Annotated in this window: 16 protein-coding genes; 5 read left to right on the forward strand and 11 right to left on the reverse strand. The window is 34.5% G+C overall.

The window, feature by feature from the left end; genetic code table 11:
* The first annotated feature begins 70 nt into the window (after positions 1-70).
* From nuoE to ONG78_RS00345, 3 genes are all read left to right on the forward strand, one after another.
* On the forward strand, positions 71-571 hold the full coding sequence (nuoE, locus tag ONG78_RS00335; protein ID WP_010402402.1) for an NADH-quinone oxidoreductase subunit NuoE: 501 nt from the start codon (positions 71-73) through the stop codon (positions 569-571).
* Positions 572-1,783 (forward strand): tRNA guanosine(34) transglycosylase Tgt, encoded by a 1,212-nt coding sequence (gene tgt, locus ONG78_RS00340; RefSeq protein ID WP_264377412.1) that lies wholly within the window; start codon positions 572-574, stop codon positions 1,781-1,783. It abuts the gene before it with no gap.
* 104 nt (positions 1,784-1,887) lie between these two features.
* On the forward strand, positions 1,888-2,205 hold the full coding sequence (locus ONG78_RS00345; RefSeq protein WP_264336854.1) for a WD_0736 family protein: 318 nt from the start codon (positions 1,888-1,890) through the stop codon (positions 2,203-2,205).
* Here ONG78_RS00345 and ONG78_RS00350 read toward each other — a convergent pair.
* Together ONG78_RS00350 and ONG78_RS00355 are read right to left on the reverse strand one after the other, a co-directional pair.
* Entirely contained in the window at positions 2,202-3,476 is a 1,275-nt protein-coding gene (locus ONG78_RS00350; protein ID WP_264377413.1) for a M16 family metallopeptidase, read from the reverse strand. The genes ONG78_RS00345 and ONG78_RS00350 overlap by 4 nt on opposite strands.
* 1 nt (position 3,477) lies before the next feature.
* On the reverse strand, positions 3,478-4,086 hold the full coding sequence (locus ONG78_RS00355; protein WP_264377414.1) for a superoxide dismutase: 609 nt from the start codon (positions 4,084-4,086) through the stop codon (positions 3,478-3,480).
* A 135-nt stretch (positions 4,087-4,221) separates the two neighbouring features.
* Between ONG78_RS00355 and ONG78_RS00360 the strand changes: the two genes are divergently transcribed.
* The gene (locus ONG78_RS00360; protein ID WP_264377415.1) at positions 4,222-4,782 is read left to right on the forward strand and encodes a hypothetical protein; all 561 of its coding nucleotides are present in this window, start codon (positions 4,222-4,224) and stop codon (positions 4,780-4,782) included.
* A gap of 370 nt (positions 4,783-5,152) precedes the next feature.
* Here ONG78_RS00360 and ONG78_RS00365 read toward each other — a convergent pair whose 3' ends face one another.
* The 9 genes from ONG78_RS00365 to ONG78_RS00405 all read right to left on the reverse strand — a co-directional run bounded on the left by ONG78_RS00365 (position 5,153) and on the right by ONG78_RS00405 (position 20,897).
* Positions 5,153-5,470: a hypothetical protein gene (locus ONG78_RS00365; RefSeq protein WP_264377416.1), complete on the reverse strand. Its 318-nt coding sequence runs from the start codon at positions 5,468-5,470 to the stop codon at positions 5,153-5,155.
* An 87-nt stretch (positions 5,471-5,557) separates the two neighbouring features.
* Entirely contained in the window at positions 5,558-6,106 is a 549-nt protein-coding gene (rsmD, locus tag ONG78_RS00370; RefSeq protein WP_264375012.1) for a 16S rRNA (guanine(966)-N(2))-methyltransferase RsmD, read from the reverse strand.
* 104 nt (positions 6,107-6,210) lie between these two features.
* Entirely contained in the window at positions 6,211-6,840 is a 630-nt protein-coding gene (locus ONG78_RS00375) for a WD_0853 family protein (protein WP_064085846.1), read from the reverse strand.
* Positions 6,824-10,051 carry a TrbL/VirB6 family protein gene (locus tag ONG78_RS00380; RefSeq protein ID WP_264377417.1) on the reverse strand — a complete coding sequence of 1,076 codons (3,228 nt, stop codon included), beginning with the start codon at positions 10,049-10,051 and terminating at the stop codon, positions 6,824-6,826. The genes ONG78_RS00375 and ONG78_RS00380 overlap by 17 nt, the downstream gene beginning before the upstream one ends.
* Before the next feature lie 81 nt (positions 10,052-10,132).
* Positions 10,133-13,057 (reverse strand): TrbL/VirB6 family protein, encoded by a 2,925-nt coding sequence (locus ONG78_RS00385; RefSeq protein ID WP_264375014.1) that lies wholly within the window; start codon positions 13,055-13,057, stop codon positions 10,133-10,135.
* Positions 13,054-15,579, reverse strand: a complete 2,526-nt coding sequence (locus ONG78_RS00390) for a TrbL/VirB6 family protein (RefSeq protein ID WP_264377418.1) — start codon at positions 15,577-15,579, stop codon at positions 13,054-13,056. Before ONG78_RS00390 ends, ONG78_RS00385 begins: the two co-directional genes overlap by 4 nt.
* Positions 15,580-15,586: 7 nt before the next feature.
* Positions 15,587-18,193, reverse strand: coding sequence for a TrbL/VirB6 family protein (locus ONG78_RS00395; protein WP_264377419.1), 2,607 nt, complete (start codon positions 18,191-18,193; stop codon positions 15,587-15,589).
* Positions 18,186-20,591, reverse strand: a complete 2,406-nt coding sequence (locus ONG78_RS00400) for a VirB4 family type IV secretion/conjugal transfer ATPase (RefSeq protein ID WP_264375017.1) — start codon at positions 20,589-20,591, stop codon at positions 18,186-18,188. The genes ONG78_RS00395 and ONG78_RS00400 overlap by 8 nt, the downstream gene beginning before the upstream one ends.
* Before the next feature lie 9 nt (positions 20,592-20,600).
* Positions 20,601-20,897: a type IV secretion system protein VirB3 gene (locus ONG78_RS00405; RefSeq protein ID WP_006015054.1), complete on the reverse strand. Its 297-nt coding sequence runs from the start codon at positions 20,895-20,897 to the stop codon at positions 20,601-20,603.
* A 64-nt stretch (positions 20,898-20,961) separates the two neighbouring features.
* On the opposite strand from ONG78_RS00405, the gene ONG78_RS00410 reads away from it, so the two are divergent.
* Positions 20,962-22,539, forward strand: coding sequence for a lysine--tRNA ligase (locus ONG78_RS00410; protein ID WP_264377420.1), 1,578 nt, complete (start codon positions 20,962-20,964; stop codon positions 22,537-22,539).
* Positions 22,540-23,009: the final 470 nt, after the last annotated feature.

The following is a 23,009-nucleotide window of genomic DNA, read 5'->3' on the forward strand; positions in this document are numbered from 1 at the left end:
TGCAAGAAGTCTAATTGCAATTGTTAACTCTTCAAGTATAATTTGTTGAGATTTACATGAACCTTATTAGATGAAAGAGAAAGAAGAGCAGTTTAGTTTTACACCAGACAATCTTAGCAAAGCAAAAAAGTCTATAGAGATGTATCCTAAAGGTAGAGAAGGAAGCGCTGTTATGCCTTTACTGTATCTAGTACAAGAACAATGCGGATGGGTTCCTGAATCTGCCATGCGCTACGTTGCTGACATGCTTCATATTCCACATATTCGCGTGTATGAAGTGGCAAATTTTTATACCATGTATAATTTAAAGCCAGTAGGTAAATATCTAATACAAGTTTGTAGAACAACTCCTTGCTGGTTATGCAATAGCGAGGAAGTTTTAAGTACCTTTAAAAAGAAGCTTGGAATCAATATCGGTGAAACCACTAAAGATAATCTATTTACTTTAAAGGAAGTTGAATGTCTTGGTGCATGTGTTAATGCCCCTGTTGTACAGATCAATAACGATTTTTATGAAAACCTCACTCCTGAAAAAGTGGAAAATATCATAGCAGAACTTTCAAGTAAATAGATGGAAAAGTTCTCGTTTAGGATAACCAAGCAATCAGGTTCTGCAAGAGTTGGAACGATCAAAACTCCAAATGGAAGTATAGAAACACCAGCATTTATATTTTGTGCAACCAAAGCTGCTATTAAAGCTGCAGATATCGAGAGAATCAGAGAAGCAGGTACTCAGATAATACTTTCCAACACCTATCACCTAATGCTCCAACCGGGAGAGGATACTGTGGCAAAGCTTGGTGGCTTGCACAAGATGATGGGATGGAGTGGGCCAATGCTCACTGATTCTGGTGGATACCAGATATTTAGTTTAGGACACGGATCAGTTTCAGAAGAGATAAAGGGAGTAAGACAGAAACAAAAAACTCTGATCAAAATTAACGAGGATGGGGCAATTTTTCGTTCTTACATAAATGGTAAAACTTATTGTCTAACTCCTGAAAAGTCGATACAAATTCAACAAAAATTAGGTGCAGATTTAATCTTAGTTTTAGATGAATGTACTCCATTTCACGTCAGCAAGGAGTACACAAGGAAATCGATGCTCATGAGCCATAGATGGGCTGAACGTTCTTTAAATGAATTTGAAAAAAATAATAATGGCAAACAGGTGCTTTATGGAATTAGTCAAGGCGGAGTGTATCAAGATTTGCGTAGAGAAAGTTGTGATTTTATCAACGATTTGCCATTTTTTGGTCAAGCAATAGGTGGATCGCTTGGTCAAAGTAAAGAGCAGATGTATGATGTAGTTTCCTTTATTATGGAACATTTAAAAAAAGATAGGCCTACTCATTTGCTTGGTATTGGTGGAATTGTAGACATTTTTCGTGGAGTAGAGCTTGGAGTTGATACATTTGATTGCGTGCATCCAACTCGCCTCGCAAGACATGGTGGCGCGCTTGTTAAAGTAAAAAATAGAGATTCTATTTCTTCAAAGTGCAAAGAGCATATTAATTTGCGAAATCAACGATTCGAACTAGATGATAACCCAATTGAAAATGACTGTTTGTGCTTTACTTGCAGAAAACATTCAAGAGCCTATATACACCATCTACTGAAAGCTAAAGAGTTGCTGGCTTATACACTCGTTACCATTCACAATGTTTTCTTCATGAATAAGTTGATGGAATCAATAAGACAAGCAATATTGAATGATAGGTTAGATCAGGAAAAAAATAATTGGATTAGTGAAATACCGCTGCATTGTGAATTATATACCTAGTTCATATTTTGCACATGTGCGTTGCATTTTTTAATCTTCTTTAAAAACTTGACAGTACATTATATATACGGATATACTAGAAATATAATTTTTGTGAGGCATTTATGGTTAAAAATAAAGAAAAACATCAAATAGCGTTTTGCGTTTCAGCCTTTACACTCTTAGCTGGTTTATCATTAATCGCAACTGGAATTGCAGTGGGTACCGTACCTGCTATAGCTTCTTGTTTAGTGATAGGAGGAATTTTAACTGCCTTGTCTATTGTGCAATCAGTAGAAAGCTATTTATTTTTACAAAACAGCGAAAAAACTTTCAATAAAATGATTAGTGGTATACGCGATGAACCAGAAAGCAAACTTTTTATAGAAAGGATTTTGCAACCATTCATTGAACTTTTTAGTGAGCATAAGCAACATAACTAAAGTACACTAAGCATAGAAACCACTTTATCGTAACTTGGCAGTGAATTAATTTCTCCAATCGCAGCTAAAGTAATTTTTTCATGCTGAGATAGCAATTCTTCTGCTGCTTTTTTTATATCGTAAATAGTAACAGCACTAATTTTTTCTATTAATTCGTTTTTACTGATGTATTTATTATAGTTGCCGTAGTAGTGTCCTAACGTTTCAGCACGCGAGCTAACACTTTCGCGTGACATTAAAATTTGAGATTTTACTCGCTCTTTTACTCTATTTACTTCTTCTTCCTTCAGATTGTCTGTGGACAATTTCTTTAGCTCTGTCGTTATGGATTTTAAAAGCTTATCTAGATTACTGCTATCTGTACCGGCAAAAATGGAGAGCATTCCTGTATCAGCATAACTAGAGTTGAATGAGTAAATGGAGTAAGCAAGACCCTGCTTTTCTCTTACTTCCTGAAATAGGCGTGATGACATTCCGCTTCCCAGTATGGCATCAAGAACTTTGAATGTGTGATATCTATTATCATCACGAGAAACACTAGGTAGACCAATTAATAAATGTACTTGATCTAATTTACGATGTTCTAAATACTCACCACCGGTATAACTTGCATTCTCGCTTTTTTTCAGCTCTCTTGAATGAATCTTTGAGAGAAAGTCTTTGATTAATTGAACAACTTCCTCATGTTCAACATTTCCTGCAACAGCAAATATAATGTTCTCGCCAAAGTAATGCTCATTTATGTAGTTATCTAGATTAGCTCGAGTAAAAGATTTGACAGTATCTTGCATACCCAAGATTGACCTACCAAATGGTTGATCTTTATAAGCTGCTTCAAAATACTTATCAAAAATGATATCGCTCGGTGAATCATTAGTTTGAAAAATCTCTTGTATTACAACACCCTTTTCGCGTTCCAATTCATCCTCTGGAAATGTAGAATTCATTAATATATCTATTAATATATCAATGCCAGTCTTTATATCTTTTTTAAGAACCTTTGCGTAATAACTTGTACTTTCTCTACCGGTGCAAGCATTGAAGGCTCCACCTATGTCGTCAAAAGCTTTTGCAATTTCAAAAGCAGTTCTTGTCTTTGTTCCTTTGAAAGCCATGTGCTCTAGGAAATGAGATATTCCATTTTGACTTGCACTTTCAGCTCTACTGCCAACACCAACTCGTATATTTAAAGCTACGGAATCAACTTCATGCACTCGCTCAGTTATTATGCGCAGACCATTATCTAGTTTTGTTACTTGTGGTATATTCATCTTATATATTCTTCTTTAAATTCTCTTCTACAAAATCCCAATTGATCAAATGATCAAGAAAAACTTTTATGTAGTCAATTCTGCGATTTTGGCAATCCAAATAGTATGCATGCTCCCATACATCCATAGTAAGTAGTGGCACTTGGCCATAAATTAGCGGTAGATCCGCATTTGGAGTTTTAGTGATTTTGAGTTTTCCTTTTTCAAGCACTAACCACACCCATCCACTACCAAATTGGCTTACTCCATAATTTGAAAATTCTTCACAAAATTTGTCAAAGTCACCAATATCATCTTGAATTTTTTTTGCTAGAAGACCACCATCTTGAGGCTTACCACCACCATTTTTTTTCATTGAATTCCAATAAAAAGTGTGATTCCAAACTTGTGCTGCATTGTTAAAAATAGGAACTGTATTATTATTTCCATGAACTTTCGTCACTAATTCCTCAATTTCCATATGTTGATAATCTGTGTTTTCAACCAGTTCGTTGAGTTTATTTAAATATCCCTTATGGTGCTTATCATAATGAAAATCTAGTGTCTTTACAGATATATAAGGCTCTAAAGCTGTTTTATCATACGGCAACTCAGGTAAAGTAAAACTCATGCTGACCTCTTTATTTTCGATGGTATGGTAATATGTGCTTTTGCGCAACAGATAATTTAGTTAGGTAGTGATTGCATTTATTCTAAAATTATCTATACTGATAAGATAATTATGTTTTTATTTTAGAGGGGTAATATGTCAAGTTTATTTAAGAATTTTAATAGGTATGCTAAATATGGAACTGTTCCTGCTGCAAAAAATAACAGTGAAGTTCCACAAAATAGTTTCTATAAATCCGTTCATTATATTAATAGTGTTATTGGGCCAGTGAAGGATGCAGTTTCTGGTGTTAAATCTAGTCAAGTTTGTTTAGGTGGTAGGAAAAATGGAAGTTTAGGTATAATTTGTACTGCTGTTTGGGCATTAACTCATGTAGTTCTACAAACTTTATATCTAGCATTGGCGTATTTGTCATATTGGCCGGCAAAAGGGTTAGCGAAAGTAGTAGATAGTTTTGATCTTAAGTACAGTACAAAATCGTTGATAGATTATTCATCCATGTTGTCAGGTAAGGCATGGGACCATAGTAATGCATTAGCTCAGTTTGTTAACACAGTTTTGAGTTATGCTGTTAGTGCTGTCATCTGGGCTGCTGCGCTTGTTGTTACACCACTCGTTTGGGCTATTGATAAAGTGGCAAGCAAGTTTAGTGATGCAAACGCTGAAGGTGTTGGTGGTCCTTCTTTTTCAAAATAGATAGCCTACCAAGTGCATGTGAAACCATTGTATCTGTGTGGCAAAATAAAGTAGACGAGATAAAGACACCTATAGAAGGAGGATGTCATGCAAGTAGCTGACACTGGCATCCCGATAGAATGTTGGGGAGTGTTAAATAAACTGTGTCAAACCTCCATTTTATCAATTTATTACTTTACTTCTCGGTTTGACACAGTTTATTTAACACTCCCTTTCGAGCGAGTTCTTTCAACCGAAACACTACATGCACGTTATCATCATCAATTTCAATGCGTTGAACTAATTTTCTTATTATATCAAGTTTAGTTTCATAGTCTGCTTGATTAAGCTCTCTCAGAGGAAAAACTTTCTACACTGTTTGTGATAAAATCTAATTCTTTCTGTAGCCTCTTTTCATCGATAGCTTCTTCCCTTTGATCTCTGATTCCTTTAACTCCTTTTCCATGCTCTCAACTTCTAAGTCATACTTTTCCTTCGTTATATGACCCCTTGCATATACATAAGCTAATCTTTCTATACCTTGTTCTATTTTACTTGCACGCTTTTCAATCTCATCCTTTGCCTGCTTATTTTCATATTTTAAAAGTCTAACCTTTGTCATTGCCTCTGGTTCTTTGAGTACCATTTTCACTTCTTTCCATACTGCTTCTTCTAGTATATCAACTCGTATTGATTTGCTGTTACACACCCTATTCCCACCAAAACGAATTGATTTTTTCTTTCAGTCCTCGGAAAAATCTTACTTAGCTTAGCTATAGATGTTTACAAAAGAAATTCAAGTGAGTGAAGAAAGAAAAATTATTTTTGCAATACCGTAGGTACGCTCCACAACTATATTGAAGTTTTTATTGCACTCAAAACCTTCATTTTTCCTCATTTCTAGAATTATTAACGCATTATCATTTAACCAGCCTGAGTGAGCTAACTCGTCTAAAGTTGAGTTAACCAGATTGATATTATAAGGTGGGTCCATAAAAACTATATCGCACTTTGAAATAGGTCTTGGTAATCCGTTAGCATTGCAACAAATTAACGTGATATCGTTCGTAATTCCAAAATCTTCTGCTGTTTTTTTAGGCAGTTGCAAATTGTAATAATCTGCATCTACCATGAATGCATGTTTAGCACCTCGAGAAAGTGCTTCAAATGAAAAAGAGCCACTTCCGCAGAATAAATCAAGTACATTTAGGTTATAAATAGGTTTTCTTGAAGAAAGTATACTAAATATTGCTTCTCGGACACTACTCATAGTGGGCCGTGCAGCTAAATTCTTGCCTGTAGTTATTTTTCTTCCACGATATTTACCCGCAATAACACGTAACATATAAAACAAGTTCGAAGTTAACTAATTATTTATAATACACATTTAATTTCAACATAGCTTCAGCAGTCTAATAGAAAGAAGGTTGCTTGTGGAGGAACGCAAGATCAATCGCTTTTCTTTGATTTATTTTCTATACTGATTGCACGACCAATCTCGTCTTGTAAATCATCATGGTTGTTTTTTTCATCATGACCCATCCCTTCAATTCTACTTTCTAACTCTAACTTAATTAAAGTATTGATTTTCTCTATACTATCGAGGAAATTGTGACACTCTTCATCACTATATTCCTCACCAGATGCTTTTTTTTCTATAAATAGACTTTTGAACCCTATTAGATCAGAACTCTGATCGGCATTCAACACAATATTTCTCTCTATAAAACTAAGATCTGATAGTAACAAACTAACCTCTAATAGATCTTCACTTTCAATGTTTGCAAGATTATCAAGATCGTCTAAAATAGAGAACATCTTAAGCTCCTTCTGTGCAATTTCTTTGTCTTCTTTGTCAAATTCTGACGATAGCCCTTTATCATCTATAAGTCTCTCATTCAGAGCTTTATTTAGCTTTGAAAGACTAACATCACCTTGCTTAGTGCTATCTAGTAACAAATCTACCCTCGCTCTGCGCGCATTTAAAACATCATTGTAATCGTTTAACTTGATATTACCATCTTCGTCTTGCTGAAGACCATAATAACTTAGCCCTTTGAAATTACGATTCTTCATCATTCTCTATGTTCTCATTCCTTTCATTATCTTGACGCTCTCTATCTTCTCCGGCACGTATAGCTTCTGTAGTGTTTTTTAGGGTTTCTGGTTCCGTACCTAATTTTCGATTTGATTGATTAGGCTTATTTTCTTTTGATGATTCATCTTCTTCTGGTTCTCTCTTGCGGCCAATAGTGTAGTCATGAAGCTTCTCAAGAAATTCCCGTCTATATGTTTTTGCTCTATAGAGTAGATTATGCTGGTAACCATCCTTTTCTCCTGTAGCAGGGTTAATTCCTATAGAGTCGAGACCATGTTCCCAAGTAAACTTCATAGCATCTTCTATTGTATAGCCCAAATGTGATCCTACATATCCTTTATAATATTCTAAATATTTATCAATTCTTCTATGTGCAATATCTTCTTTATCAATTCCAAACGCCCTGTAGATTTTTTCCTCAAGCTTATCAACATCATTTTTAGGTGATGTTGCAAATTTTGTTGCTTCAATAGTAGCACCTACAAGCTTACGTGGCACATTAATAGAATATTTCAGCACACCCCCAACTCCTGGTATCCTACCTAGCAAATTAGCTGTACCTCCAGCTAATCTGTCCGGTACATGAGTAGCCCAATTACCTAAAGACTCTAGCCCTCCACCAATTTTATCTTGCATCTGTTGTTTTAATCCCTGCATTAAACCAGTCACAGGTGATGCTTGATACATACTAGATATATTGTAAACACCAAACCCACCACCGGCAATGCTTGAGCCCATCTGTTGTACAAACTCCTTCAAAGAAAACATCAAAAACGAAAGCAAGAACAATACAAAGATCTCTCCTGCGTTGATTAAATAACCTCTCTGTATGTCTTGCACCCTTTGGTAATCACTATTTTCTTGATAGTTTTGATTTATATCATAAAAATTCTCTGATTGGCAGCTTACACTTTGCGTAATTACACCTTGCACTAAAGACTTTATTTCACTTTTTGAATTTGGTCGAATGATACCCTTTTTGTAATCGCCTATTATTTTCTCATAATTTCTGCACTCTTCTTCATGCTGTTGAGATTGACAATAACGCTTTTTTATCTTACTATCTATATTATCTATTAACAATAAGATATCAGCCTTTTCTGATGCATGTAATAAACTATTCGTTAGACGCACTAGATCTTTTTCACTACAATTAGCATCAACTACTATATCACTTTCTGCTATATAATGGTCTGCTGGATTTTTCTCAGTACCAGGCACTGGGTTCAAGAAAGGGTAATCTATATAACGAAAACCTTTATTAATGTAATCTGGTGGAAGAGGGATATATCCAGCGCCACCAGTAAACTTTACTGTACCACCTATTCTGCTTAGTTTTTCTATACCTTCTATATTCTTATCTACGTTCAATGGAGAAGCCTCTCCAATAGCATAAGGTACAAAAATTTGCCCTGGAGTCCAGCTAAAGTATTCTTTATCAATTATACAAAAACCACCAAATACCCATTTTGGAGCACATAACTTTATTTCAAGCCATTTATTATAGCACACAGTAAAGCCTAACTGTTTATAAAAGGTATTCATTGTCATCGCAGCAAGTAATGACAGCAGGGTAAATATCATAATTGATTGCAAACAGAAACTAATACAGAATTTTATCCAACCCTCAAATAGACTTTTCAGTGGTGAAAATAAAATAGAGATTAGGAATAGCGGCATTATAGCTACAAGAAAAGCTATACCCATAAAACCAGAAAGGAATATTATGTAAGCATACATACACAGCAGGAAATATAAGACAATCCCTATAAAAATTGCCGGTATCATAAGGAGACTTGCCCACATTTGATAATGTAAAAATGCTGCAAACTTTTTCCAAACAGAGTAAGCAAAAAACTTATTAAACATATCCTCCATGAAGCTAAACAATTTAGCTTCATTTCCTTGAGCAACGTTTGAATTACCTCCGGTGTTCATGTTGGGAGCAAAATTAGTAATTATGCTTATCAATTGTTCAAGACCTTTAACAAATAAAACAAGAAAATGATCATAGAAAAATCTAAAACTTCCAGGAGATATAAGCACTATTACTAGAGTGATTTTCATCATTCTGATGAGCATATCATGCTTAGTTTCTCTTATCATTCCAAAAAGATAAAGAAGCGATGAAATCACTATAAATAGAACAAGCAAGGAAAGAACAAAATTGTGAAAGCTCGTACTTTTTTCAGCTATATTTTGAAACATCGCTTGTGCAGCTGCAGGATCATTGCTATCAAAATGCTTTTTACAATTTTCGTTAATCAATAATACACATTTTAGATAGTTATAAACGTAATCAAAAAATCCAAAGTTACTTGGTTTCTGCACTCCGCTCAAAAATTCAAAAGAGTAGCCACCTGCATTATCTAGATAATATCTATCTAATATCTTTACATATATTTTCCATCCTTTTTCTAACCTCACCGTATTACAATTCCTGTCCTGTAATGTGGTGTTATCTCTGTCTAAAGTAAAAAGTCCACTTCCATCTTCCGCTACGGAATTGTAACCTAGATGTACAGTAGGATATTGAGGATCGCGCATTAACTTTAGATTTTCGTTAGGATCATCTTTCCCCGTTTTAAACAAAAGATAAGCACCATGACCGTTGGTAAACCAACATGGAGCACCACGTGATACTGTATTTGCGCTATCATCTTCATTAATGCACTTGCAATTTACAGTGCAACTTGCTTTAGGCTTACTTGAAAATTTTTGTATGCTAGGTTTATAATTATTACAAACTAAGTGAAAGTCAGGCAGACTATTATCGCCTTGTTTACCTTCAAACTTAGTCGCATATTTTAGCTGTTCCAAGCTTTGCAAATTATAACTACCTTTAGATTCTTTCTTATTATTATTACTCCAAGATGTCCATGCACCATTTACTCGTACTACTAAACTATCTCCATTGGTTTCAAATCCAGTATCTTTCCACTTCACCACTTGATTAGAGTGAAAACCATAATTAATTTCGCCAGTATTAGGATCAATAATTTCTCCATCTTCTGGAACAAAAGCATCATGATCTCTTGAAAAATGAGCACCAATTGCAATGGGTTCAGGACCAAAATAATCAGCAGATATACATCTTGGAAAAGGCATATCATTCTTACTACAACCTGTAACCAGAACACAGATTACCAAAATTAATAACCTAAACCAACATTTGCCTAAGCGTGATTGCATACCTAAACTTTTTCCAATACAGAATAAATTTCTAAAACCTTACTTCAAATATCTTTTTAATTAGTTACTCCATATATCTCATCAATCTTCCTTGACTTGTCCTTTTGTTTTATCAGAATCCTTTTGCTTATCTGGCTGGCTTAGTGTTTCAGATTTGCTCATTTCTCTGCCAGCACTCCCTTTCCCATCTGCTTGCTTTGGTGTATCAGGCAATTTAGCTTCAATTTTGCTACGATCTTTACTCATTCCCTGCTTGATGTTATGTATCATATTTTGGGTTCTATCATCAAGGCCAACAGTTGACAGCATAGCTTGTGATGCGCTCCTAGAAATATGACTAACACTTTGAGCAACTCCATAACCAGAGCTGAACAACGCCTGCGCCATAGTTTCTGATATAGAAACAAAAGCTTCCATTGAACTAGCAATGATGAGATATATAAATGCCTGGATTAGATCTATAGGTAATGCTGCAAAGTGCCCAACAGCCCTTTCTCCAGTACTGAGCGCAACATCAACACTAGTACCAGGACTATACCCAAGAGGTAATATTGATTTCATAAGACACAGATCATACGATAAAAAATTTACACTAATTAAGCATTGATAGCATGCAGAAAAATTTGTGAGGTTGTATAGAACTGAATACATTAACTGGTTTAAAAGAGACAAGGATGAAAATAAAATGACTGGTTGCAATGAAACATGAGCCAGCGTTTTTATCCAATTATCAAATAATGTTTTAGTTTGTTGAAATAGAATAAATACGATAAATAAAGGTGCCAATGACAATAAAAATGCCACTAAAACAGTAGATATTACATACTTAAACGTAGCACTAATAATGCATCTTAAAAACACAAAAGTAGCATAAAGTATTGCCAAAAATGCAATAAAGCCAAAAGGTCCTGATAGCATTAAAGACAAAAATTTCAGCCATGTTTCTCCTGTAAATAATACTCCCGCTGTTAAATCTAAGAATGCAAATTTTTTACCTCCTTCTCCTATATAGCCAGAAAAACTATCAACTAAATAAATGCTACCATCAACAAAAAGCCCAGACAAAGTTGTACCAAAGAATTCCCAACTTCTATCACTAAAAGCAAAAGCTATAAATGCTATTTTGAATATTCTTATAATAAAATCGAATTTACTTAATTGTATTGTTCCAAGCATATAGCCAACAACAGTAAATATAACGTATAGAATAAGCAAAGCTCTTATTCCTTGTAGAAGCCCCTTTCTATATCCTTCATATGGAATTTTAATTCCGTCTTCACTCCCGTCTGTTATGAAATCAAAAATCTTGTTTACAGTTGATGAAATAAAATCGTTTATTTTTCTTTTTAAAAATAAATTTACTGTGTATTTGTTATCTTCATAATATTTGCTATCTTTATCCGTAATATCATCTTTCTCTACGTTTTCTACATTAATACCAAAATATATTTTCTTAGACTCTTCATTTACCAAATGACTTCCATCTATTATGTAATAGTCTACATTATCCTCTGTTATTTTATCTAATTTCTTTACTTTTTTGAAATTATTAGTCTTTCGAACAGATGGATCTCCTGGCGGGCTATCACCCAAGTACATATACAGTTTTTCACCACTATCGAAGTTACATGATCTAGTCACTGCAACATGATATCCACCTCTATGAAGTTGGTAGTTGCCATTACTTGCTATAGCAAGCATCACACTACTACCAGGTATTATATCTTTTTCATCTATTTTATAATCATGATTTAATTTCAAAGAAAAATGTTCAAAATTATCACCAATTTGCGAACACACATTATCCCCTTTTGCACCCTTTCTCTCTGGAAAACATTGAATACCTTTAGCAGTATTCTGATTATTAAGATCGCCAACTTTTGCAACAAGAGCCTCAGCCCAAGAAATATCTTCTCTGTCCTCTTTGAAGTTTAATTTAGAATTTGATATTAAATTAATGTCAATCTGCTTAGAATCCCTCTTATTTTTTTCAATCTCTTTTAGTTCATCCTCAATACGTTTAAGGTGAGAATACATGTCACATGTATTTCTTTTATCATACTTCTCATACCTTATAGAAGAGACGCAATTCTCCCCTATACCTTTTGCGTTGTAACATATATTATGATAGTAACAATTAAGTTCATAAGAACTGTATTTGTTCAGCTCATTAAAATCACACCTTTTCCCATTACATAATTCATTCAGTCCTATTTTAGTTCGTCGTAAATCTAACAATGCGCCATTTATCCATGAATTTTGAATATAATCCTTATTAAAATGTACCTTATTATCATATGGAGTGTAGCCATTACCAACCAAGTATCTATACTGTTGATCCTCTTCTTTCCCATCTTTATCTTTCCTTTTATCTAGTCGATCAAGTTCAAATTCCTTTTTGCTATCTTGCTCATCTTTATAAAAAAACTTACCTCCTTTACATACCTCTCCTGCGCTAGCTTTACTATCCTTATTTTTGTAATAATCGTCATCAAAAATAACCTTTCCTTTAAGGTCTTCTAATTTATCACAATTAATTGTCATTTTTCTAGGAACTAAGCTAAACCTTAATGTATCACCAGGATTTGCTTTAATTCCAGTATCTACATAACGTCTATTGCTATAGAATTCATTATTTCCAAAGCCTATATCCCCACATATTTCTCGTTCATCAAGGCTAGCATTATCAATTAACTTATTACTGTAATTTGGTATTAAATCATTAGCACAAAATACAGCAGGCACAAGTACTCTCTTTGGATTTTTCCCTTCTTTAAGAGGACAAAAATTTACTGACCCACCAAGAGTAAATTTGATTTTCTCATCCTTGCTAATTACTTGACCAGAATCAACCCAATGAATTTTAACTCCTTCGCCAGCTTCACGCACTGGAACATCTATACTGACACTAGTATTTCTGCTCTGCAACCCAGGTTCAACACAATCCATTGTGCAGCCAGTAATTACAAGACATAGTATCAATAATAATGATTTTCTGCTCATCATTGATTTCCTGTGTTTGTCGGTATTTTAGGTGCTGATCTTTGAGCTGATTGTGGTATTTGAGGTCTTCGACTTGGTGTACCAGATTGCTGACCTGCTCTTCTTTGGATACTTTGTTCATCTAAACCTACTGTTCCCATTAAGCTTTGCTGATATTGCCTTCCTGGTTCGCTTGCTACATAAACACCAAACAACGAATCAGATATTGTTGAAGATGCTTCAACTAAAGCTTTCATGGCATGTCCCAAAATCACAAAAGCCATCATAGCGGTGATATTAGGTACATGTTTGGAAGCATAACCGTAAAAAATACAAGGATTAAAAATCCTTAAGTTAAGATTAAGTATACATGTAGGGCAGACCTCAAAATTAAAGACCGAATACACAATATAATCCATAACCTGGCTTATTAATGATATAAAAATTAAAAGCACTACCGGATGAATTGCAAATCTTGCTAAATTTTTGACCCAATTGTGAAACATCTGTCTAGTATATCCAAATAGAAGGCAAATAATAAAAAGAGGCGCCAAGGAAAGCAATAATGCAACTATTGCTATAGATGTGATAAAAGAAAATAAGGCGTTAAACATCGATAAGCTCACTGTTATCAAACCCCAAATCACCAAGCAAAACGATACAATACCCAAAGGACCAGAGAATATAAGAGATACTATTAGTAACACTGAGTGTGCTGATAAAAACCTATTGAGCGGTAAATCAAGAAATTCAAAAACATTTGATGTTGTACCTCTGAAATCTGCTATTTCTATTAACTGTTTTGGAGCATTAACAAAAATAGAAAATGCATTGTTATAAAAAAAACTCCAACTGTTATCGTTCAGCAATTGGGTAATAACTCCTATCTTTACACATATAATTAAAAATTCATATGTAGAAGCATGAGACAATCCAAAAAAGTAATAAAGGGTGTATAAAACTATATATAATACTAATAACGACACTATTGTAGATCTGATGGTATTTGTTCTATTTGATGCTACAAAACTTTGATAAAGAGACTTCACAGGGCTAGTATCAGAGTGAATCGCGTTAGTGTCTTTGTAGCTAGAACCGAAAAATGCAGTTTTTACTTTTTCATCAAAAAAATTATATATCGCACTAAAAGTTCTTACAGGTGGCTCTTTAGTTGTAAGGTTAATGCTAAACTGACCCTCATTTTTCTTATAATCACAGCCATGATCTCTTATTCCGTAATATATAGTGCCACTCTTGTCTTTTAGCTTTTCTTTTAAGCCTTCCATATATTGAGTATTATAAACTTTGCTAATGTCTATAGGTATATCTCCCTGAGTTTCACCAGGATTGTGCTCAGGAAACTTATCAGAAACATGTATATATAAGTTTTTTGCTAGACTATGGCTCTTTGTGACCCTTATATTATATCCCCCTTTACCAGCACTCTTTTCTTTAGCATTTTTAAGTGTAAATACTAACTCTGTACCCTTATCATAGTTTTCTTTGATCTTATGATCAAAGTTAGTTCGTATACCATCACTCCTTACATATTTAAAACTTTCCTTTCCTCCTATCGACACCTTTAATGATGGAATGTAAGTCTTTATCCTCTTCATTTTCTTTTTTCTTATATCATCCACAGCTCCCTTGGTATTTTTTTCTGTATTTACTTTATCCTTTTCACCATCTGAACTATCGCTGTGTCCTTTAGCTATGTTGCTATCATCTAACACTCCCATTATACCATCTACAGCCTTCTTGATAGCTTCTTCCTTACTTACTTTTCCAACAGCTAGTTCGTTGGCAAGATTTTTAGCTACATTACGTTTATTGCCATCTATAGTATTAGATTCAATTTCAACACAATTTTGACCAAAGTAATAACATATATTTTGGCACGCAAGATTTAGAACGTACGTATCTATCTTACTTGCACTGCTCTCTGAAAGCTTGCTACAGTCTACATTTTCCCCTTGTTGTTTTATAGAGTCGATGACATTTCTAATTTCCTCTCTTTCACTTTGATCTAATTCTGAAGACCAGTACTCTTTTCCATTTAACCATTGTGCATTGCCTATTTCATATTTATTAGGACATATTTCACCTTGACACTTCTCTTGATTTAAAACATGTGAAAAATACTCCTTTTCCCCTTCACCGCAACTCTCGTCAATTTTTTTATAGGTGACCATGCCATTATTGTTTTTACACATTTTACTTCCAACAACACTAAAGCTTATCGCATCGCCAGCTTTAAGCGCAAACGGTAATGTAACGTTTCTTACTCCAGGTTCAATTGCAAAATCTTTATATTGCGAACAAAAATTAACCTTATTAGGCACTATATTAATCTCTGTTACTTTTATTTTATCCGAAATATAGACTCCAGAATCAACCCATTTCTGCTCTGTTGATACTATATCCAATTTCTCACGCAAGCCTGATGAATCTTCTGGCTTAATACACCCGCACCCAGATAATAAAAAGAGTATCACAAAACTTATGCATAGCTTAACCAAGTTTTGGTTGCTCAAATGTTCAAACATCTGTTACTCACCTGCGCTCACTCTCCACTGGTTTTATAGATTCACTAGAGGAAGATCCCGATCCCTTATTATCATCTCCACCTCCTCCAATAGCCCCTCTTGCCTTATTTACAGCCGCAGCAGCAACTTGACCAGCACCTCCAGCAGCAGCTTTGGCAGCAGATAAAGCTTTATTCACCATTTGTGCAGGAGTGCTACCCGAACCAAGTGCTGCTCTGTGATTACCAGCAAGCTCAGCAGCCATGCCGGGAAGAACGTTTAAAAAGTGGTAAAAGAGGAATAATACTAAACACAATTTTAATAATTCTCCGATTAGAGAGCTGCCAAACTCCATGTATGTAAAGTCGAATAGACCAAGTATGCTGCTCTTTTTAAAGCTATAATTTTGCATCATACATGCGAGAGTAGTTTCATTTTTATCACATTCCCCATCTTTCAATTTAAACCACTGTTTTTTCTTACTATATGAGATTTCTGCTTGTTTCTTTTGATATGACTTGTCTGGTTGTTCATTTTTATATGACTCGTCCAGTTTAAAATTTAAATTTTTAAAATAGATTTTATCACATGCTATGAACATAAAAGATAGAAATGCAAAAAGGATAACTGGGTATAAACTGTAGGTAATTAACTCTTTTAGCCAACCATCAAAATATCCTTTGGTGTGTTGGAATAAAACCATAGGAATAAACAAAGGTGATAGAATAACAATTACACTTAAAGCAACTATAGATAAAATAAATACATAGCACATCCACAAAATAACCATCATCAGCAAAATGGCCATAAATATACAGACAAGAGCTACTAAAATTTGTCCACCAGCGAAAATAATACCAATCACCGAACCTGCAACTAACAAGACAGGAGCAGCGCCAAGCAAAACCGCTAAAGTTGCAACACCTCCAGTACCAATTTTGCCACCAATTCCATCTAAAGGTGCACCTAAATAAAATAAAATTCTGCAATCAAGCCTATCCCAAGGTGCAAGATAACTGTAGGATACCTTCTGCCCTTCACGATTGTATTCATAATCTTTACCTGCCTCATAATTACATATATTTTTACTCTCAGATGAAGCTTTAAGCACTATTTCTGATAAGCCGTTCGAAAGTTTTGTTAATTCCCCGTAATAATGAGACATGGTACTACCTGTTGTGAAGTAAATCACAAAAGCAAACTTAATGATCAATATATACATTTCTTGTGGACTACGCATTCCACCAGACATGGCTTTTATAGAGAACAATATCAAAGCTAAAATTAAGATAGCAGTAACAGTGTTCTTCAGTCTTTTTTGTGCTACAGACAAAAAACTACCCTTAGCATGTCCATTTTTGTCTGTAAGTAAGTTACCACTTGAATCAATACCTGCCACTAAATTATCTAACGACTCCTTAATACATTGCACTATCATAGAAGTTATGGGAATAGGAGATAATGACTTACTTCCCGCTTGATTGTAGCAAGCTTCAGAGACATACGAGCTAAAACAGCTTTTATTGTCATAATCTACAAAAATTTTTCCTTCTTTTTCCTTTTCCCTTATAATAGTTTTGTAATCTTTATCTTTATTTATAGGGTCGCTAAGATCAACATTATATTCACCCGTACCATCTTTATTTTTGAATTTCATCACAGATTTTTCACACATAGGAGCAAGTGGGTCAGGTGGCAATTCCGTGCACCCCATATCAACCCCTTGCGGCCAAGGAGTCATTTCGATACCAAGCATTCTCACACTTGCTAACTCCACACATAATCTGCCCATTTTTTTCACTGCTTTAAATGTTGATCCATGTATGGGTTCGCTCTGTCCTGCTTTGAGAACTTTACATTTCAGCTCACCATCGACCGTCGGGGACCATGACCCATCTACATATCCAGTATCTTTTTCCCTTACATCAAAGTCTATGTATCCAGGTTTTTCTCTGGAATCAAAGTCTTTCTTGTTAAAAAGATTACCAAAAGTTAAAGGATTTCGATGACATATTTCTATATATTCACTGTATTGCACACCGTTTTTTGGCCAGTAATAACTTTCTGTACTCTCCTGAACGTTAGAATTTAAGGCTTCTTTTTCTGCTCTTTTCCCGTCATAGTCTTTTTTGTTCACGTTTTCCCGAGCTTTATCTTGTAAACAAGAAAAATATTCATCTTCTGTTTGGTAATTTTTATTGGTGCAGCCACTATAACCTGTGTCTTCTTTAAAATTTTTGTATGTTCCATCATGACCACGTGCAACTGGGTGTTTAACAAAACTATGTTCACAAACAACAAGCCCCCCTATTGCTTTCCAGACTCCAACAATTGCAGCTATCATTCCAACAATAACAATAGCAGTAAATACACCAGCGGAAGAAACAATCAAAACAATACCAGTAAATATTGCACCAATAGCAATTGCTATCCCAGCAACTGCTGCAGCTGTTTTAAACGCCTTACAGTCAGGATTAGAAGCACGACTAAAGCTGCCAGTAGAATTAAATCTGCTAACAAATTCCGTTTTGTCAGTACCACTTACTGTATCTGCAAACACTGGATATGAGAGCAAAAAATCTATATTTAACAAAAATATCGCAACTAACAGTAATGACAGTTTAGTTTTAAACATTTTTCACCTTTTGATAAAACACAGGCAACCACATCTTTGGATCATCTCCGACTTCTTTCAATATATCATGTAACAATAGGACACTTTCTGCACGTCCAGATAACACGTTGACCACATCATCCAAATCTTTCAGATCTATTCTAGCTACTACAGCATTAACTCCTTGCTTTACTAAAAAGAATCTAGTACTTGGATCTGTGTGTTTGATCAGTATGTACTCACGTTCAGTTAACATAAAAACATCTCGATAGACACTAGTAGCTTTCAGATTTGGCAAAAAAATTTGTGTTGCTGTCTGCTGTACAAGCGTATCACTAATAGCACTTTTACTTGCATCTTCAACACTCTGAGTAGCAAAAACTACAAAAGCATTTAACTTTCTCAGCACTTTCAACCAGTCTTTTATCTTAGGTGCAAAAACTGGATTATCTATTAACGCCCATGCTTCATCAAGAACAATAATAGATGGAGTGCCATCAAGCGATATACTAATCCTATGAAACAAATAAATCAAGACCGGCCCAAGAGCAACAGGATCTTTTAGCAAGCTAGCCATTTCAAAGCCAAACACTCTTGCTTTTGAAAAATCTAGCAAATCTTCTTTATTGTCAAATATTGCAGCATGAGAGCCATCATCATGCCACATAGATATTGCTCCAGCTAGAGTATCAGGGCCCGCAAGTCCTAAAAATGGTACAAGATTTCTCAAAAATCTGTCTTCTTTTTTTAATTTAAAATTTCCCTCAATTGCATCATTAATTCTAGCAATATCTTCTGAAGTGAATTTATCGTTGTACACTAAAATTAAAGATTTTATCCATTCCATCAAAAATGTTTTATTATCAGGAGTATCGTCAAGTTGCAGAGGATTAAAATTTGTCTTAGTTCTTGGTTCTATTATAGTATAGATACCACCAAGTGCTCTTAAAAAAATTTCTGCACCGCGATCTTTATCAAAAAAGAATATTCTTGGAGAAAATTTCATTGCTTGAGCACATAAAAAATTCATTAAAACAGTTTTGCCAGCACCTGTTGGCCCAATTATCATAGTATGTCCAACATCCCTTATATGAAAGTTGAAGAAAAATGGAGTGCCGGATGTTGTATCAAAAACTGTAACAGCATCTCCCCAGTGGTTATTGAATTTTTTACCAGTAGGATAATTATGTTGAGATGCAAAACCGGCCAAATTAAGACTACTTATTGTACCTTTTCTTACTATATAATCAAAATTACCAGGAATTTGCGCCCAAAATGCTGGTTCTAGATTAACCCTCTCACGAACAGGATAAACACCACAATTAGAAAGCTCCGATTCAACCAATGATAAAGCATTGTCCAATGATTTAGGGCTTTTTTCTATACATAAGATAGTTAAATGGTGTTCACCAAACGCAATTTTACCACTCATTGCATCATCAAGCGCATGAGAAATTTCTGCTATTTGAGAAATAGCTTTATCTGCAGATTGTATCATACGATTTTGCTGTATCTGCATTTTCGCAATTGCCATTTGCCTATTTGTAAATTGAAAAGACTGCGTGATAATAAATTCATAAGGAAGTTGTAAAAAAGAATCAAGCATTCCTGCGGAAGTATTATTTCCATATTCTTTGATACTAACTATTCCAGCATATTTACTTTCATTATGAGTCACAACCTGTATCATCTTATGGCCAAAAAATAACCTATGAACCGGTAAGTATCTTGATATTTCAGTTTTTAGTGGAAAAAGCGTATTTGTAACAAAGCCACAATTTACAATTCTAGACAGAAACTCCATTATTTCACAAAACAGTCCGTTTGGAGTTTCTTTTACTCCAAGGACTTTAGGCGAATAATTCCTAAGGCTTGTTACTATACGATTTGTCGTTTCCTCTAAATCTTCATAGGTATCACGCATATCACTTTCCCAAGCATGTTTTGAAGTTACATGACCAAATTTTTTCAGTAGATGTGATAAAAATTCTACTCCCTTTGTATCTGCCCTACGAATAATCGTAATGTATAAATCATTAATAAAAGATTGCCTAGTTGCGTGTTTTTCTCTCCATTTTAGATTTACATGGTTAGCAAAAAAATTTGGTAAACTCTGGTTTGCAAATTCATCAGAAAAGATATTCTTCTTACGCCTGATGGTATGAAAGTACAAACTAAATGCTGGAGATGAAATGCTTCTTAGCATCTGATTTCTGATATTATTTTGTATCACCAAGTCTTCATCATCGGCCGTTTCAAACGCAAAGCCATTTAATTTTATAAATTTAACTAACCAATTCTGCTTTGTTATCAAGGTTGTACTATTCCAATAGCAAGAATAAGGTATAAATTCAGCAGCGTGAACCTCTCTACTTAGAATAGATTTATTCTTTGATTGAATAGCTCTAAATCTCAACATTGCATAACATCAAGTAATGTCATAAGAATTGGCTCCATGATAAAACCGATTTAAACATTTGGAACATTTTCCCAACTTTACCATAAATAACTCAATAAACAACGGTTCCTTTGCAGAAGCTATATAGCCAAGTCCATGTATACCTGGTAACATCAGGAGAATTACTCTAAGATCATTTGTATTAATGAAAATTAGCATGCAAATTAGAACGTTTAATATTGCAAACATATAACTCACACCAAAGAGCATTGCAGGTCTTGTAAGACCTTTAAATAATTGATTCGTTTGTATGCTGCCAGTAGACATATCTTTAACCTTCTAATAAGAGCTCTAACACTAATACTACATCATTAATTAAAAATCTATTGAAATGAATAGCACTTTAGGTAAGATAATTAATTTAAATTCAATGATTATAAGCTGGCCATTTCAAGAAGCAGAAAAAATACTACAAGAATTCCCTAATAAAAAAGAGATAATATTTGAGACTGGTTATGGTCCTTCGGGTTTACCACATATTGGTACTTTTGGGGAAGTTTTTCGTACCACAGTTATTGCAAACGCTCTAAAAAAAATAGCTCCTAGTATAAAAACCAAAATCATTGCAGTTTCCGACGATATGGATGGTTTGCGAAAAATACCAGATAATGTACCAAATCAGGAAATGCTAAGAGAGAATCTGAACAAGCCATTAACCATGATACCTGACCCATTTGGCACTCATGAGAGTTATGGTCATCACATGAATTCGTTGTTGTGTAAATTTCTTGATTTGTTTGGATTTGAATACGAATTTAGGAGTGCAACAGAGTGTTATAAATCTGGCGTTTACGATGAAAAACTTTTACTCCTGCTGAAAAATTATGATAAAGTGATGGACGTAATGCTTCCATCATTTCGGGAAGAAAGGCAGCAGACTTACAGTCCATTCTTGCCGATATGCCCAAAAACTTCCAAAGTTTTACAAGTTCCAGTAATTGAAACAAATACAGATAAAGGAACAATCACGTATGAAGACCCAAACGGGGAAAAAATAGAAGTTCCAGTGACAAAAGGAAAATGTAAACTGCAATGGAAACCTGATTGGGGGATGAGGTGGGCTGCATTCGGAGTTAATTACGAAGCTCATGGAAAGGATTTGACTCCATCTGCTGTGCTTTCAAGTCAAATATGTAAAATACTTGGAGAAAAGCCACCGCTTTTGTTTTGCTATGAGTTATTTCTTGATAAAGAAGGAAAGAAGATATCAAAATCAAAAGGAAATGGTATTTCAATTGAGGAGTGGCTAACTTATGCACCCACAGAGAGTTTAGCGTTATACATCTTTCAGAGCCCTAAAAAGGCTAAACGTTTATATTTTGATGTGATACCAAAATCAACTGATGAGTATTTGGAGTTTGTTAAGCGTTATAATGAAAGTAAAGAAAAGGATGTAAATAGCCCTGTATGGCACATCCACCAGGGTAAAGTTCCAAACGTAGAAACTTCAGGCATAAATTTTTCGTTACTTTTAAACCTGGCAGCAGCTTGTAATGCTGAAAATAAAGAGATTCTTTGGGGTTTTATATCAACTTATGCACCAAACGTTACACCAGAAAGCAACAAAATGCTAGATAGGCTTTCGGATTTTGCAGTTAGGTATTATCACGACTTTATCAAGCCAACAAAAGCGTATAAAGCTTCAAACGAAAAAGAGAAAGAAGCGTTACTAGATTTAAAGAACAACCTACATTCCCTGCCTATTACAGCCACTGCTGAAGAGATTCAATCTCAGGTTTTCTCCATCGGAAAAAAACATAATTACAATAACTTACGCGATTGGTTTCAGTTGCTATATGAAACGCTGCTTGGCCAAAAAACTGGTCCAAGAATGGGATCTTTTATCAAGCTTTATGGGATAGATAATACAATCTCTCTTATAGAAAGTGCTACTGAACGTACACTTTAGAGTTTACCTTCTTTCATTTGAGCCCTCTAGTTTTATTACTTGACAAACCTTCCCACTTTCCTTATTATACTGATAAAGGTATTTATCCTTGTTTTTGGGCTCAACGACAAAATTCAGTAAAAAACTCAGATATTTATTGGCAAATTACATAAAATTATAGCGGCTTTTTTTATTTTTTCTACATTCAGCCAAATCGCGCTTGTTAGCACATTATCAATTTAAATTATTAAAACTCGCTATATGGGGATTCTTTTGTCTTTTTTTATTTAGTAAATTTCTTAATATTTACAACTAAAGTAATTTTAGAGAGCCAGCGCGTGACCAACCTGGTCAGTTTTCTGAATCCCAGTACTGGAATAACAAGAAAGAGGGCGCTGGGATGACACCATTTGCTGTCTTCAAAATGAATGTTCATACACCTAGGATGTTTAAACCTTAATTTTGTTTTGGTGTTAAGCAAGGTATCTAGA

This window comes from Wolbachia endosymbiont (group B) of Philonthus cognatus (genome assembly GCF_947179345.1).
Taxonomy (GTDB): domain Bacteria; phylum Pseudomonadota; class Alphaproteobacteria; order Rickettsiales; family Anaplasmataceae; genus Wolbachia.